Genomic DNA, 14,893 nt, shown 5'->3' with positions numbered 1-14,893 from the left:
CCCCAGGGGCTAGAGCTTCTCCATCGGCACGCCGCCGAACAGCATCAGACGCACCGTGCCCTGGCTGCCGAAGTCGATCATGCAGGTCGTGTGCGATCCGCTACCGTCCACGCTCTTCACCGTGCCCAGGCCGTACTTGTCGTGGTTGACCTTGTCCCCCACCGCCAAGTCGAGATCCTGGTTCTTCTTCGCCCCGGCTCCGAAGGCAGGCTTCGCCTTCTTCGCTGGCTTCCGGTAGGACTGGCCGCCCCAGCCGCTGGACCCCGTGCCCCAGCCACCCGAGCCGCCTGAGCCGCCGAAGCTGGTGCCATCGGCGTAGCCACCGCCACCCCAGGCGGAATCCACACCGCTGCCGAAGCGGGCAGGCTCCTCGCGGATCCACTCCATCAGATCCTCCGGAACCTCGGATAGGAAGCGCGACGGCGGATTGTTCACCGGCGCTCCCCAACCGCTGCGCGTAATCGCACGGGTAAGGAACAGCCGCTGCTTTGCGCGGGTAATGCCCACATAGGCCAGGCGCCGCTCCTCGGCCAGCTCCGTCGGGTCACCCAGCGCGCGCATGTGCGGAAACTGGCCGTCCTCCCAGCCGGTCAGGAACACCACGGGGAACTCCAACCCCTTGGCGGTGTGCAATGTCATGAGCGTCACCATGTCCTGCTCGTCCGCGGGGATCTGGTCCGCGTCCGCTACCAGGCTCACGCGCTCTAGGAAGGCCTGCAGGCTACCCAGCGGCGCTTCCCCTTCGGTGAGCATGGCGTCGGCGGTGTCTCCGGCGCTGCCATCGCTGCTACCAGCGCTACCGGCGCTGCCACCCGGCATCTCCTCGTACGCCTTCAGGTTCGCCGACTCCTGCGAGAACTCATGTCCCACGCTCACCAGCTCGTTCAAGTTGTCCAGGCGCGCCCCATCCTGCGGGTCGTTGGATTTCTCCAGCAGCTCCTTGTAGCCGGTCATGTCCAGCACCGCAGAGATCACCCGCCCCAGGTCGGGCAATCCCAGTCCGGACCCGTCCGATGCCGTCATCTCCATAGACTCCGTCTCTGCCCGCAGCGCGTCCATCATTTCCAGGAACTTGCCAATGGAATTGCGGCCGCGTGCGGAAAGGCCGGCGACCTTCCCCGCGGCGGCGTCACCAAGAGCAGCCGAAAAACCAATCCCCTGGCCTTCCGCGTGCACAGTGACCTGCGCGATGGCCTTCTCCCCGATTCCGCGGCGCGGGGTGTTGATGATGCGCCGCAGCGCCACCGTGTCGTCCGCGTTGTCCAACACCTTGAGATAAGCCACAATGTCGCGGATCTCGCGGCGCTCGTAGAAGCGCGTGCCACCGACGACCTTGTACGGCATACCGGAGCGCACCAGCACGTCCTCAATCGCGCGGGAGGCGTTGTTGGTGCGGTACATGATCGAAATGTCGCCGTAGGAGTAGCCGTCGTTATCCACCAGGTCGTCGATCTGCTCGACGATGAAGTTCGCCTCGTCGTGCTCGTTATCCGCAACGTAACCGCCGATCAGCTCGCCATCGCCCAGATCCGTCCACAGCTTCTTCGGGCGGCGCCCCTGGTTCCGGTCGATCACCGCGTTGGCTGCGGACAGGATCTTCTGGGTGGAGCGGTAGTTCTGCTCCAGCAGGATCGTGTGCGCATCCGGGTAGTCGCGCTCGAACTCCTCGATGTTGCGGATCGTCGCGCCACGGAAAGCGTAGATCGACTGGTCGGCATCGCCCACCACGCACAACTCGCACTCGGCCTTGCCCTTGCCCGCGAGAGCCGCCACCAGCTCGTATTGTGCGTGGTTGGTGTCCTGGTACTCGTCGACCATGATGTGGCGGAAGCGGCGCCGGTAGTGCTCGCGAACGTCCGGATTATTGTTCAGGATCGCCACGACCTCACCGATCAGATCGTCGAAGTCCACCGCGTTCGCCGCCCGCAAACGGTTCTGATACGCCTTGTACAGCGTGGCGATCTGGGCCGTGTGGGGGTTGGAGTCGCGCTGCGCTTCCTCCAGCGCCCCGGCCGGGCCGACCAGTTCGTTCTTCCAATTGGAGATCACATTCAGCACCCCACGCGGCGAGAACTCCTTCAAGTCCAGCGAGGCATCCTTGATGATCATCGTCATCAGGCGCTTGGAATCGTCCGAGTCGTAGATGCTGAAGTTCGTGTTCAGGCCCGGCGCGAGGTGCGCATTGGCACGTAGCACGCGCACACAGAAGGAGTGGAAAGTGGAGACCCACATGCGCTCCGCCTGCGGCCCGACCATGTCCACCACGCGCTCGCGCATTTCCGCCGCCGCCTTGTTGGTGAAGGTGATCGCCAGGATCTGCCACGGCGCCACCCCGTTTGCCAGCAAATATGCAATGCGGCGCGTCAGCACACTCGTCTTGCCGGAGCCCGCGCCCGCCACGATCAGCAGCGGGCTGCCCATGTGCTCGACTGCCTGCCGCTGCTGCGGGTTGAGGCCTTCGAGGAGCTTTTCTTTATGACGCCCCGTCTCCCCCGCTGCCGTCCCAGCATTCCTGTGCGGTAGTGCCTGGGTGTGGTGTGCCTGTGGCGGCTCCGACGTACCCTGCGAGCTATCGGAGTGCATGTTCGCCAGCACGCTTTCGTACCCCTCCGGCGGCAGTTCGTCGGCCGGCGGCGGAACCTCGTCGTCGAAAAGCGTTGGTTCTTCAGGCAGCGGCAGGTCGGCAAACGGATCGTGCTGGTTGTTCATGTCTCCCTTTGTGCTCCCTCAAAAAATTTCCCGAAAACCGCTGGCACATGCGCCCCGGGGATCTTCCGGATCTCGGCTTGCTGACTAGCGGTAGAATACAACGCATGAGCGACAACGATTCTGCGGCTTCGTCGAAGCCCAACGAGTTCACCGTCCGCATGCCCTCGGGCACGGACGATCCCTTGTCGGATTCAGAAATTCAATCCTACCGCGAGGAGATCAACCGCCTCGACCGCGTCATCATCGACGCAATCCACCGTCGCAGCGAGGTATCGAAGGCGATCGGTAAAACGCGCTTGGGCTCCGGCGGAACGAAGCTGGTCTACACCCGCGAGGTCGCCATCATTAACCAATTCCGCGCAGAGTTTGGCCCCGAGGGCGTAGAAATAGCAAAGGCCCTGCTGCAACTGGGCAGAGGGCGCTTGGGCTAAGTAAGACTAGGCCAGACGGAATCCGGCTCCCACCCCGCCGGCCGCATTAAGATCCGCGGCGATCACGTTCCACGCTGCACCCGCCGTCGGCGCGTGCAGCGGCCCCTGTAGCGGGGTGGTGCAGGAAGGCAGGTTGGCCACGCCACCGTTGACGATGCCGACCAACCGGTTGCCGACGTAAATCGGGGCTCCCGAATCTCCCATAGAGCCGCACAGGTGGGAAACCAGGAACGGCCCGGAGATCGCCAGCATGGGGCCGCAGGAAACTCCGGTGGCCACACCGGTCTTGCACATCTGCTGCAGGCTCGCCGGGGTGGAGCCGCCGAGGGCGTTGAGGTGAACGTTGTTGTAGCCGCGGGTCAGGCGCACCTTGTTGTTGAATTTGATCACGGCGTAGTCCGGGTACCCGTTGCGGACGACGGTGCCGATTTGGCCGGCTCCCTCGGCGTCCATAGAAACGACCGGAGCACCGGGCCCACCGCAGTGGCCTGCGGTGATACCCACCTTGTTTCCGGCCTTGTCGTAGCCAACCACACCCAGGGTGCAGATGTTGTTGCCCACGTAGATCGGCATGGAAGGCCCAGCCAGAACGCTGGGCGCCGCGGCACGCTGAGCCTTCGGAATGCCCGGAGAGGTGAAGTAGTGACCCGGAACGCGGTGCGGTCCGGGCTGGCCGGTGGCCTGCAAGAATGCATCTGCGGAACCAGCGGGCGCGGCTGCGGCCTCTGGCGCGGTGAAGGCCGAGCCGAAAACGGCGGAGGTGGCCAGTGCCACGCCTGCCATCAGGGCTCCGAGGCGACGACGGATGGCGCTACGAAAGGAGCGCCCAGCTGGGGGTTGAGTGGATACAGATGCGGCTTCCATAAACCTAACCCTAGCGCAGAAGCGGGGATTCACATGCGTCACAGAGGTAACAATTTGGACAAGGTTACCCCTGCTTCCCCGCCTCCCTTTTTGCGCTGCCGACTAGCCGACGATTAGCCGCCAGCTATCCGCCAATTAGCGAAGAACGGTGACGCTGCCGTCGCCGTTGACCTTGACCTTTGCGGCGAATGCGGCGGCCATGTTCAGGCGCTGCCAGGAACCACGCGGGCCCTGATCGTCCAGCGGGGAACCGGACGGGATGGCGGTCTGGCGCAAGATGGAGGCGCGCTGCTTGTAGCTCAGCTTCGGGAACTTCGGCAGCAGCAGATCCGGCGCAGCCTGCGGCACGATCATCGGCGCATCCTTGCGGTAGATTTTCGGGAAGCCGTAGGTCATGCGGTCGGTGTACTCGCGCACAGCCTGGTCGGTGGAGCGGTAAGCCTTGTCGCTCTTCACAACCTCGGCGATCGGGCGACCTGCGCGCCACTCCAGCTCCGCGCGCAGCTCCTTGCCCGCCTGCTGGATTGCGTCGCGCATCTTCGGATCGTTCCAGCGGTCGGCAGCAGCAGCGGTGCCGGACATGCGGCCACCCATGACGTCCAGCGGGTAGTGCACGCCCATGACAATGCGGTTGTTGCCAGCCTCGGAACCTCGAGCCAGGATCTGCGGAGCCAGCTCCGGCAGGGTAAGAGCCAGCAGAGTGGTGGACCACACGGCCTGGTTGGTGTGACCAGATGGGTAGGACTTGGAGGTGCCGTAGTACTTGTTCTGGCCATCCTCGTACTTCTTGATGCGCTCCGGAGCGACCACGAACGGACGGTCGTAACCAAACACCATCTTCTCCACGAAGGTGGAGGATGCAACTCCGCCTGCGCGTGCCAGGTAGCCGTTGCCCAGCAGGAACTGGGTCTTCGGCAGGCGGTTCTCGCGCAGGGCAGCACGGAAGTGGCGGCCAAGCTCGTCGCCCAGCGAGTCGGAGAACGCATCCAGCACGCCAGCCTTGTCCGCGCGAGCGTCCTTCTGTGCGCGCTGGATAGCAGACGGATTGCCCTGCGCAGCGTTGTTGATCTCCACAACCTTGTCCAGGTTCTGCTTCATGATCGCCGGGTGGTTGGCGCGCACGTCGTTGAAGCCATCGACAACATCCAGGTAGATGCCGTAGCCGTGAGAGCTGATGTCAGAGATGTAGCCACCCAGGTACTCCGGACCGAAAGGCTGCGGGGTCGGGGCACCCTTGTGCTGCACCGGGTGCGGGTAGCTCGGCAGGCCCTCGGAGCCTGCAACTGCCGGCACGCTCGGTGCAGCCTCCACCGGCGCGACGTTCACTGCGGAAAGGGACATGGTTGTAGCCATCATGGCTGCTGCCGTGATCTTTAGGCTCTTGGTTTTGGTCACTTTTCTCTCACCCTTGAAGTCTCGTCCTGCGATTCTTTTTGACGCCAAGCCTCCTGGCTCGCCCGGCGCCTATTGCGATAGTTTTATAAACTCCTTCGGACACTAACCCAGGTTTCTGAACGGCAGGTTAATTTGAGGTTAGGTGCGAATGACAGTGAGGGCGTCACAAAGAAAAACGCTAAACAATAAAGCCTTGCCAACGCGCAGCTTGCAGCGAGTCATCATTGCTGTCCCGGGTGAAGGGGAAGTTCTTCAAGACCTGATTGGTGAAGCTATCCACGCGCTGGTTGGCGTTGCGCAGGTCGTAGTAGGTTGTCATCTCCGCATCGTATTCCGCCAGGTCGACAGCAAGATTCTCGCTGGTCTGGTAGCCGTTTTCCATCACGCGGAACCTGCGCGGCATGCGAGGCTTCAGCTGCGGATCCTGGTTCGGCCAGCCCAGGGTAAGCCCCACCACCGGGAAGGTGTAGCGCGGTAGCTCGAGCAGTTCGATAACACCGGCAGTGTCGTTGTGGATATTGCCCAGGAAGTTGGCGCCCAGGCCGAAGGACTCCGCGGCGTTCACCACGTTCTGCGCCATCAGGCAGGCATCGGTGAATGCCTCCACAAAAGCCTTCGTGCGGCCAGCCGCTCGCGGGTCGCCCCCGTTTTCCTGCAAGATCTGCGCATTCCGCGCCGTATCCGCCAGGAACAACAGGTACACGGGCGCGCGGCGGACGTACTCCTGGTTACCGATCTCCGCCAGGCGTTCCCGCAGCTGCGTATCCGTCACGCGAATGATGCTGGCCTGCTGCATCCCGCGGGAAGATGCCGTGCGCATGGCTACGTCATAAATGGTTTCCAGGGTCTGGTCGTCCACCGGCTGATCCGTGAACTCCCTGATCGTGCGGTGGGAAAGCTGGCGTTCGACCATAGAGTTTGTGTTTTTAGGCATGGCCCCAACCCTAGCTAGAGATTTTTCCAAGTTTTCCGGCCTGCGCCGGGAACAAACGTTAGCGATAATACATTCCAACACTGTTAGCCTGTGTGGGTCACTACCGAACCGCCACGCGCCGAGAATTTCTAGATAGGTACGTTCAAGAGTTTCCAGGGAAGTTTTTCTTACATGATCATCGCAGTTATCATCCTCGCCATCCTCGTAGTCCTCGCCATCATCTGGTTCGCCATGTACAACGGCCTCGTCAAGAAGCGAAACACCGTTAACGAGGCGTACGCCCAGATCGATACCCAGCTGCAGCGCCGCGGCGACCTGATCCCAAACCTGGTGGCCACCGTCAAGGGCTATGCCAGCCACGAAGCCAAGGTTTTCCACGACATCGCCGAGCTGCGCACGGCCACCGAACGCGCCCAAGCGACCGGCAGCGTGCAGGATGCCTCCCAGGCAGACGCTGTATTCGGTCGCACCATGGCTACCCTGCGTGCCACCGCCGAGGCGTACCCGGAGCTGCAGGCTTCCCGCAACTTCCAGCAGCTGCAGGAGGAGCTCGCCTCCACCGAAAACAAGGTGGGCTTCGCCCGCCAGTACTACAACGCCTCCACGAACACCTACAACACTGCTATCCAGTCCGTGCCGACCAATATCGTCGCTTCCGTGCACGGCTTCCAGCCCTTCGCGTTCTTCCAGGTGGAAGAGTCCAAGCGCCAGGCTCCGGACGTTTCTTTCTAGCCTTCTTGCCCTGCCCCGCCCCCTCTCAAGGCCACTTCCGCTTCTTAAGCATCGTACCTAGCGGGCAGGACTCGTGAGCACTGAGAGGCTGAAAGGACGGATAACGGACAATGGCCAACCAGCCGAGAACCTTTGATGAATCGCTTTCGCAGCTACGCAAAGGCATCGCTGTCGCGTGGATTGCGAATGTATTTGTGCTGCAGCTTTCCATCGTGGCGTGTGCCTGTGCGGCCTACGTGGGTATCCAGGGAAGCGATATTGACTACAACACCCTGGGCAAGGTCATCCTGATCTCCGCCGGGGTCGCCATCCCGGTGGCCGCGCTGATCCTGCTGTACTCGTATTTCTTTTCCACCAAGACCGTGATTTCCGCCATCGGTGGCGAGAAGCGCAAGGTTGAAAAAGGCATGGTCTACAACATCGTGGAGGAGATGTCGATCGCCGCGGGCATGCCCTCCCCGCCGAAGGTTTATGTGCTCATCGGCACCGGAGTGCCCAATGCCTACGCTCTAGGCGGCAAGCGCAACAAGCCTCACACCGGCACCATCGTCGTCACCGAAGAGCTAGGCTACCTGCTGAACCGCGAGCAGATGCAGGCGGTCATCGCCCACGAAATGAGCCACTTAACCGCCGACGACAATCGCGTGATGACGCAGCTGGTGGCCATCGCGTCCGTCATTTCCATCCTGCAGTCGGTGTTTATCTACGGCAGTTTCAGCAACAACAACCGAGGCCGCTCTAGCTCTAACTCGAATGGCGGCGGCAATGCCGTAGCTGCCATCGTGATCTTGCTGATCTCCTTCTGCGTTATCCTCGCCGCCCCGGCGTTGGCCAACATCGCCAGGGCCTACATGTCTCGCCACCGCGAGCAACAGGCCGATAGCCATGGAGTCTCCCTGTGCCGTAACCCCACCGCACTAGCGCAAGCGCTGATCACTATCCGCGCGTTCCACCAGGCGAACCCTTCTACGGTGCAGAACTCCATGTACGGCACACCCGGCTCCCTGGCTTTGTACGCACCGGAGCAAGACATCATCCAGGGCTTCCACAATTCCGACGCAGGTAAGAAGGGGTCCGTCTTCAAGCGCACCATGACGAAGAAGCGGGATTTCTCCGCCACCCACCCGCCGATCTGGGAAAGGGTCAACGCCCTGGTTGCCATGGGTGCCTACGTGCAAGATTTCGTCCCCTATGTGCCGGAACACCAGCAGATCGCCGGGCACCTCAAGTAGCCTGGGGGTTTCTATGACTCCCCTCTCCTACACCTCGACCGACGGCTTCCCGGAGCTGCACATGTCGCGGATCATCAACGCAGATTTCGAGACTGCCGCCGCCAAGCTCTTCCGCTGGGGTGTGCAGCGCAGTGGCCTCTTTCGCGTGCGCCCCACCCACGAGGTCGTGGAGACTGGCGCCGAGGTCGCACTGGGCTTCGGGCCGTGGACGTTCCACTGCAGGATAGTCGATACTTTCTCCACGCCCGGCCGCTGCGGCTTTACCTATGGCACCCTCCCCGGCCACGCCGAGCGGGGCGAGGAAACCTTCACCCTGGAGCGGTTGCAGGATGGAAGGGTTCTTTTTCTTATTGACGCCAAGTCCCAGCCCGCCCGTTTTCCCGTCCTACGCCCAGTCATCGACCTGCCGCGGCGTGTTCTGATCCGCCGTTTTTACCTGCGCGCCTTGGACGATGAATCACCGATAACTGGCCGATGACTAGCGAGGAAACTTTGGGTTTCCCCGTTCCGTGCTTTCTGTCGAACAGGGAATTTTTCATTACGATGGTTTCAGAGAGCTCACAAAGTCGCCTCCAAAGTGAGGTAAGTCATAAGTGGGCTCGTCGCATATTCTGACCTTTCCCACCTACAGACCGTATGGAGAATCTAAGTGGATCTATACGAGTACCAAGCTCGAGATCTTTTCGAAAACTACGACGTACCTGTCCTGCAAGGCATCGTCGCTACTTCATCTGCGGAAGCTGAACGGGCTGCTGAGAAGCTAGGCGGCACCGTAATCGTGAAAGCCCAGGTGAAGGTTGGCGGCCGTGGCAAGGCCGGAGGTGTAAAACTGGCCCACTCGCCGGCCGAAGCAGCCGCGGCGGCGAAGGACATTCTGGGGCTGGACATTAAGGGCCACACCGTGCGCAAGGTCATGGTTGCCGAGGGGGCGGATATCGCCGAGGAGTACTACTTCTCCATCATGCTGGACCGCACGCAGCGCCAGTACCTTGCCATGCTGTCGCGCGAGGGCGGCATGGACATCGAAAAACTGGCAAAGGAGCGGCCGGAGGCGCTTGTCCGGCGCAACTTCTCCCCGCTGGAGGGGCTGACGGACTCCATTGCCCGCGAAATTGCAGAAAATGCCGGTTTCCCCGCAGACGATGTGGAGAAGCTGGTGCCTGTGCTGAAGAAGCTCTACGAAACCTACGTTGGCGAAGATGCCACGCTGGTCGAGGTCAATCCGCTGGTCAAGACCAATTCCGGGGAGCTGCTGGCGATTGACGGCAAGATGACCTTGGACGACAATGCAAGCTTCCGCCACCCGGAGCATTCCGAGTTAGCAGATCACAACACCACCGATCCGCTGGAGTTGAAGGCCCAGACGATGGGCTTGAACTACGTGAAGTTGGACGGCTCGGTCGGTGTGATCGGCAACGGTGCCGGCCTAGTGATGTCCACCCTGGATGTGGTCGCCTACGCCGGCGAGGAATTTCCCGGTTCCCCGAAGCCCGCCAACTTCCTGGACATCGGTGGTGGTGCCGATGCCGAGATCATGGCCAATGGCTTGGAGGTCATCCTGGCGGATGAGCAAGTCCAGTCGATCTTGGTCAACGTTTTTGGCGGAATCACCGCATGCGATGAGGTTGCCAACGGAATCATTCAGGCTTACAAGATCCTCCACACCCAAGGAATCGAGCCAAAGCCCCTCGTTGTCCGACTGGATGGCAACAATGCAGAAGAGGGCCGGAAGCTCTTGGACGATGCCAATCTGCCGAATCTGCAGCGAGAAGACACGATGGACGGCGCCGCGCGCAAAGCCGCGGAGCTGGCTTCCCTGGCTGATCAGAACAAATAAGCATCACGGATTCCAACAAATAGAGGACTGAAAATTATGGCTATTTTTCTAGATCGCGATTCCAAGATCATCGTCCAGGGCATGACTGGCTCGGAGGGAATGAAGCACTCCCAGCGCATGCTGGACTCCGGATCAAACATTGTCGGCGGCGTTAACCCCTCCAAGGGCGGACAGACCGTCACCTTTGAAGGCGGCAAGCAGGTTCCTGTTTTCGCCTCCGTTGCTGAGGCAATGGAAGAGACTGGCGCCAATGTCTCGGTTATCTTCGTCCCGGCGAAGTTCACCAAGGCTGCGGCAGAAGAGGCAATCAAGGCGGAAATACCGCTGGTTGTGGTCATTACCGAAGGCGTGCCAGTCAACGACACGGCGAGCTTCTTCTCCCTGGCGAAGAACTCCAAGACACGCATCATCGGGCCGAACTGCCCTGGCATCATTTCCCCCGGCCAGTCCAACGCGGGCATTATCCCATCTGATTCCGCCGGTGAGGCCGGCAAGATCGGGCTGGTATCCAAGTCCGGCACACTGACGTACCAGGTGATGCATGAGCTCTCCGATGTGGGATTCACCAGCTGCATTGGCATCGGTGGCGATCCGATTATCGGCACTACCCACATCGATGCGATCGAGGCCTTCCAAAATGATCCTGAGACCAAGGCGATCATTATGATCGGCGAAATTGGTGGCGATGCTGAGGAGCGCGCCGCCGAGTACATCGCTAAGAACGTCACCAAGCCTGTGGTGGGCTACGTCGCAGGTTTCACGGCCCCGGAGGGCAAGACCATGGGGCATGCCGGAGCTATCGTCAGCGGTTCTTCGGGCACGGCTGAGGCGAAGAAGGTCGCGCTGGAGGAAGCTGGTGTGCGAGTGGGTAAGACTCCCACCCAGGCGGCGGAACTAATGCGGGAAGTGCTCGCAGAGATCGGCGAAGCCTAAATCTAGCTAGGGCAAACAACAGAGAGGACAGGCATGGCCACAGAAGCTCAGAAGGAATCACAGAAGGACTGGGCCGGCGATGCCCAAAATGCCTCGAAAGACGGCGAATTCAAGCGGGATACCAACTACATCGGCGACCGCATCGTCGCTTCCGTCACCAGCGAGGAACCGCAGCCTGCCGGTGGCGACGCGCTGCACTGGCCGGTGCAGCCGAACCGCTACCGCCTGATAGCCGCACGCGCCTGCCCGTGGGCGCACCGCGCGGTCATCGTACGGCGCCTGCTGGGGCTGGAAGATGTGATCTCCCTGGGGTTGGCAGGCCCTACACACGACAAGCGCTCCTGGACCTTCGATCTGGATCCGGGTGGCGTCGACCCCGTGCTGCAGATCCCCCGCCTACAGGATGCGTACTTTAAGCGTTTCCCGGGCTACCCGCGGGGCATAACAGTGCCGGCGTTGGTGGAAGAAGCCAGCGGCAAGGTCGTGACCAACGATTTCAATTCGAGCGTCCGCGACTTCCAAACTGAATGGACCGAGTACCAGCGGGCCGGCGCTCCCAACCTACTTCCACCGACAGAGCAGTGGGAGGAGATGGAGGAGATCAACGACTTCATCTTCCGAAAGTTCAATAACGGCGTGTACAGGGCTGGGTTTTCGGCGTCACAAGAAGCTTATGAGCAAGCCTATGAGGATGTATTCGAGGTCCTCGACTGGCTGGAGGAGCGCCTGGCAAACCAGCGGTTCATCATGGGCGAGCACATCACGGAGACCGACATCCGGGCATATGCCACCCTGATCCGCTTCGATGCTGTCTACCACGGGCACTTCAAGACGAACCGGAACAAGACCAGCGAGATGCCGAACGTCTACGGCTACCTGCGCGAGCTGTTCCAGACCCCTGGGTTCGGCGATACCACCGATTTCAAAGAGATCAAGCAGCACTATTACATCGTCCACCGCGAAGTAAATCCCACGCAGATCGTCCCGGCCGGACCGGACCTCTCGGGCTTGGCGCAGCCCCATGGCCGCGACCACCTGTCGGGTGCGCCGTTTGCTGAGGGTACCACCCTGCCAGGTAAGTTGCCGGACGCCGAGCGGCTGAAGAACCCCCTGCCCTTCCAGCGGGAGCTATTCGATTTGGACTAGGCCTTTCGCAACCAGAAGATCCCCTCGCCGGTGTTTCAACCAGCGAGGGGATTAATTGGTAGCGGGGGCAGGATTCGAACCTACGACCTCTGGGTCTGTAGCCGGAATCAACCAAGCCCCCGCACACAAAGAATCGGACACTCTCATTCGTCGGGCTTGAAGGCGAAGGTCTACCCCGTGCAAACTCAGAGATCCGCAGACGGAAAGACGTCTCGTGTGGGCAAGCTGAATGATGGTGCTGCCATCCCTCACGCTGTAGCTCCTAAGGGTGTGACCTACTACGAAGTGGATGGTCAGTTTTTCACTCAACCCTATGCCCGCATCCTCATTCGTCACCGCAACCTCGCTGCTAGGGAGGTCTAAAGCATGGAAGCAAAACTCAACCCACGTAAGATCCGCGACATTGTCGACGGGTTTCACTACAACGAGCTTGAGGGGAAGGGTCTCTACGGCCTGGCCGGTGACCTGACTATCCAGCCTGAGTACCAGCGCAACTACATCTACAACGACGGCAAAAAGGACGTTGCTGTCATCGACTCTCTGCTCAAGCAGTATCCGCTGGGCTTGATTTACTTCAACCAGCCGAAAGCTGACGAAGCAAAGTTCGAGATTCTCGACGGCCAGCAGCGCGTCACGTCCATTGGACGCTTCTGCAAGGACCTGTTTGTGGTGAAAGTCCCAGACGGCAACGAGCAGTACTTCTCGTCGCTCAGCGAGCACCAGCAGAACCTCATCCTCGACACCGAGCTACTCATCTACGACTGCTCGGGCACCGAAGATGAGATCAAACAATGGTTCAAGACGATCAACATCGTCGGAGTTCCGCTCACGCCGCAGGAGCTTCGGAATGCCGTGTACTCAGGCCCGTTCGTCAATGCCGCGAAGAAGGTCTTTTCCAACTCAGGTACGGCTGTGATGTCTAAGTGGTCGAACTTTGTGCGTGGCGGGCCTGCGCGCCAGGAGGTGCTGGAAGTCGCCTTGAGTTGGATTGCCCAGCGCGATGGCGTCAGCATCGATACCTACATGGCCAAGCATCGTGAGGACGTGGACTGCAACGCACTCGAGACGTACTTTACCTCTGTCATCGATTGGGCCGCGAGTGTGTTCAAGATGACAGACAACTCCATGCGCGGTATCGCCTGGAACGAACTGTATGAGAAGTACAGCTCCCAGGGTTACAACGCCACGGAAATGACGGCCGAGGCTCAGGAGCTGTTGTCAGACTCGCAGATACAGTCGAAGAAGGGTGTTTACGAGTACCTGCTAGGCGGTAAGACGGATACGAAGTTGCTCAACGTCCGGGTGTTCACCGAGGCCGTCAAGAAGCGCGTTTACAAGAAGCAGACCGACAAGGCTAAGGCCAAAGGGGTCTCGAACTGAAGCGTCCTGGGTTTGGTTCCGCTTCTTTTACGGCCCTGTGTTGATGGGCTCGGTGAGATAGTACTCGGTTTCTACTTCTTGTGGGGTGGCGTAGTCCAACGCCTCGTGAAGACGTTTGGTGTTCCACCAGTGCACCCACCGCAGGGTGGCTAGCTCGACTTCTCCTACTGATGTCCACGGGCCTTGAGGATGGATAAGTTCAGCCTTGTAGAGACCGTTAACAGTCTCGGCCAGCGCGTTGTCATAGGAATCTCCGACTGTGCCGACACTTGGCCGGATCTCGGCTTCGGCCAAAGCAGTGGAGTACTTCAGTGACACGTACTGACTTCCCCGGTCACTGTGGTGTATCAGCTGGTCGCCGTGGATTCGACCAGCAGTCGTTAATGCATGTTCCAGTGCCTCCATCGGCAGCGCATCAGTGCGCATCGTAGATCGGGTGGCAACACCGACTATTTTGCGGCTGTAGACGTCAATGACAAACGCGGTGTACGCGAATCCTGACAGGGTGCGAACATAGGTAATGTCGGCAACCCAAAGCCTGCCTGGTGCCTGCGCACGAAAGTTTCGGCGCACAAGATCCGGACGATGATCCGGCATTTTAGGGCTGATCGTGGTCACCGGGGTGCGTCCACGTCGTCGACCAGACACACCTGCAAGTTTCATCAGGCGTGCGGTCTTGTCGCGGCCGATATGAAAGCCCTCACGGTTCATGGCGTGCCACATCTTGCGGATGCCGTAGACCGAAAAGTTTTCCGCATGGACGCGCTGAATCTCTGGGATAAGCAGGCTATCGCTTAAGGCCCTCGCACTCGGGGCGCGGGTGGTGGCTTTACGGTAGCCGCGGGAGGTGATGAATCCACGGTCTGCTTGTCGAAGGACACGGCAGATGGCCTCGACCCCAAATTGCTCCTTGTACTCGTCGATGTAGGAGATCATCTGGTCGTGGGTCGGTCGAGTTCCGCCGCGAAAAAAGCCGAGGCAGTCTTGAGGATTCTGTTGGCTCGTTTCAGCTCGCGGTTTTCCCGGCGTAGCCGTTTGAGCTCTTCTTCCATGGTTTCGCCACCTGTTGGTGCCGTCTGCTCATGGGCGACGCTGTCACGGTACCAGGCGCGTAACGTGTGGTGGGACACGCCAAGAAGCTCCCCGACTTCCTCGTACGCGCGTTGCCGTGAGCAGGACTCCAGACGGACCATCTCTAGGGCTTGATGGACCGCCTTCTCCTTGAATTCGGCGGAATACTTTCTGGGCATAGTGCCAATCCTTCCTTAGCAGAGGTAGGAACTAAACCCAGGACGCTTCA

The 14,893-nt window shown here is 60.5% G+C and carries 13 protein-coding genes; 8 read left to right on the top strand and 5 right to left on the bottom strand.

Translation table 11 applies throughout. The annotated features are described in order from the left end of the window. Positions 1 to 9 precede the first annotated feature (9 nt). A complete protein-coding gene (locus JQ46_RS10385) occupies positions 10 to 2,709 on the bottom strand; it encodes an ATP-dependent helicase (RefSeq protein WP_237744808.1) in 2,700 nt (899 codons plus the stop codon). A gap of 104 nt (positions 2,710 to 2,813) precedes the next feature. Here JQ46_RS10385 and JQ46_RS10380 point away from each other — a divergent pair, with 104 nt between their 5' ends. Next, on the top strand, positions 2,814 to 3,140 hold the full coding sequence (locus JQ46_RS10380) for a chorismate mutase (protein ID WP_034988095.1): 327 nt from the start codon (positions 2,814 to 2,816) through the stop codon (positions 3,138 to 3,140). 6 nt (positions 3,141 to 3,146) lie between these two features. Here JQ46_RS10380 and JQ46_RS10375 read toward each other — a convergent pair whose 3' ends face one another. The 3 genes from JQ46_RS10375 to JQ46_RS10365 form a co-directional block, all read right to left on the bottom strand. Beyond that, complete coding sequence (locus tag JQ46_RS10375; RefSeq protein ID WP_051876335.1) at positions 3,147 to 4,004, bottom strand: S1 family peptidase; 858 nt, start codon at positions 4,002 to 4,004, stop codon at positions 3,147 to 3,149. Positions 4,005 to 4,139: 135 nt separating this feature from the next. Further along, complete coding sequence (locus JQ46_RS10370) at positions 4,140 to 5,399, bottom strand: acid phosphatase (RefSeq protein WP_034988094.1); 1,260 nt, start codon at positions 5,397 to 5,399, stop codon at positions 4,140 to 4,142. Between the two features lie 178 nt (positions 5,400 to 5,577). Beyond that, a complete protein-coding gene (locus tag JQ46_RS10365) occupies positions 5,578 to 6,333 on the bottom strand; it encodes an NADPH-dependent oxidoreductase (RefSeq protein WP_034988092.1) in 756 nt (251 codons plus the stop codon). Between the two features lie 171 nt (positions 6,334 to 6,504). Between JQ46_RS10365 and JQ46_RS10360 the strand changes: the two genes are divergently transcribed. From JQ46_RS10360 to JQ46_RS10325, 7 genes are all read left to right on the top strand, one after another. Then, on the top strand, positions 6,505 to 7,065 hold the full coding sequence (locus JQ46_RS10360) for a LemA family protein (protein ID WP_034988091.1): 561 nt from the start codon (positions 6,505 to 6,507) through the stop codon (positions 7,063 to 7,065). Positions 7,066 to 7,175: 110 nt separating this feature from the next. Further along, positions 7,176 to 8,297, top strand: coding sequence for a M48 family metalloprotease (locus JQ46_RS10355; protein ID WP_034988088.1), 1,122 nt, complete (start codon positions 7,176 to 7,178; stop codon positions 8,295 to 8,297). Positions 8,298 to 8,310: 13 nt separating this feature from the next. Further along, positions 8,311 to 8,775: a DUF1990 family protein gene (locus JQ46_RS10350; protein WP_034988086.1), complete on the top strand. Its 465-nt coding sequence runs from the start codon at positions 8,311 to 8,313 to the stop codon at positions 8,773 to 8,775. A gap of 171 nt (positions 8,776 to 8,946) precedes the next feature. After that, positions 8,947 to 10,134 (top strand): ADP-forming succinate--CoA ligase subunit beta, encoded by a 1,188-nt coding sequence (gene sucC, locus JQ46_RS10345; RefSeq protein ID WP_034988083.1) that lies wholly within the window; start codon positions 8,947 to 8,949, stop codon positions 10,132 to 10,134. Between the two features lie 36 nt (positions 10,135 to 10,170). Continuing rightward, positions 10,171 to 11,067, top strand: a complete 897-nt coding sequence (sucD, locus tag JQ46_RS10340; protein WP_034988081.1) for a succinate--CoA ligase subunit alpha — start codon at positions 10,171 to 10,173, stop codon at positions 11,065 to 11,067. 33 nt (positions 11,068 to 11,100) lie between these two features. Then, on the top strand, positions 11,101 to 12,213 hold the full coding sequence (locus tag JQ46_RS10335; protein ID WP_034988079.1) for a glutathione S-transferase C-terminal domain-containing protein: 1,113 nt from the start codon (positions 11,101 to 11,103) through the stop codon (positions 12,211 to 12,213). A 366-nt stretch (positions 12,214 to 12,579) separates the two neighbouring features. Next, on the top strand, positions 12,580 to 13,593 hold the full coding sequence (locus JQ46_RS10325; protein WP_034988196.1) for a DUF262 domain-containing protein: 1,014 nt from the start codon (positions 12,580 to 12,582) through the stop codon (positions 13,591 to 13,593). Between the two features lie 27 nt (positions 13,594 to 13,620). Here the strand turns inward: JQ46_RS10325 and JQ46_RS10320 are convergent. Beyond that, positions 13,621 to 14,843, bottom strand: a protein-coding gene (locus JQ46_RS10320; protein WP_155271121.1) for an IS3-like element IS3501 family transposase whose coding sequence is annotated in 2 segments (ribosomal slippage) — positions 13,621 to 14,567 and positions 14,567 to 14,843 — 1,224 coding nt in all. Because the reading frame shifts where the segments join, the coding sequence is not laid out codon by codon here. Between the last annotated feature and the right edge of the window lie 50 nt (positions 14,844 to 14,893).

The sequence above is a fragment of the Corynebacterium jeikeium genome (assembly GCF_000738175.1).
Taxonomy (GTDB): domain Bacteria; phylum Actinomycetota; class Actinomycetes; order Mycobacteriales; family Mycobacteriaceae; genus Corynebacterium; species Corynebacterium jeikeium_C.
The sequence above is the reverse complement of the archived record's forward strand: the minus strand, read 5'-3'. Positions and strand labels throughout refer to the sequence as shown.

What these genes read in the sequence shown, in the direction of transcription:
- sucD (WP_034988081.1), top strand. Translation starts at nt 10,171, where the DNA reads ATGGCTATTTTTCTAGATCGCGATTCCAAGATCATCGTCCAGGGCATG.
- JQ46_RS10355 (WP_034988088.1), top strand. Translation starts at nt 7,176, where the DNA reads ATGGCCAACCAGCCGAGAACCTTTGATGAATCGCTTTCGCAGCTACGC.
- JQ46_RS10375 (WP_051876335.1), bottom strand. Translation starts at nt 4,004, where the DNA reads ATGGAAGCCGCATCTGTATCCACTCAACCCCCAGCTGGGCGCTCCTTT.
- JQ46_RS10335 (WP_034988079.1), top strand. Translation starts at nt 11,101, where the DNA reads ATGGCCACAGAAGCTCAGAAGGAATCACAGAAGGACTGGGCCGGCGAT.
- JQ46_RS10360 (WP_034988091.1), top strand. Translation starts at nt 6,505, where the DNA reads ATGATCATCGCAGTTATCATCCTCGCCATCCTCGTAGTCCTCGCCATC.
- JQ46_RS10350 (WP_034988086.1), top strand. Translation starts at nt 8,311, where the DNA reads ATGACTCCCCTCTCCTACACCTCGACCGACGGCTTCCCGGAGCTGCAC.
- JQ46_RS10325 (WP_034988196.1), top strand. Translation starts at nt 12,580, where the DNA reads ATGGAAGCAAAACTCAACCCACGTAAGATCCGCGACATTGTCGACGGG.
- JQ46_RS10365 (WP_034988092.1), bottom strand. Translation starts at nt 6,333, where the DNA reads ATGCCTAAAAACACAAACTCTATGGTCGAACGCCAGCTTTCCCACCGC.
- JQ46_RS10380 (WP_034988095.1), top strand. Translation starts at nt 2,814, where the DNA reads ATGAGCGACAACGATTCTGCGGCTTCGTCGAAGCCCAACGAGTTCACC.
- JQ46_RS10385 (WP_237744808.1), bottom strand. Translation starts at nt 2,709, where the DNA reads ATGAACAACCAGCACGATCCGTTTGCCGACCTGCCGCTGCCTGAAGAA.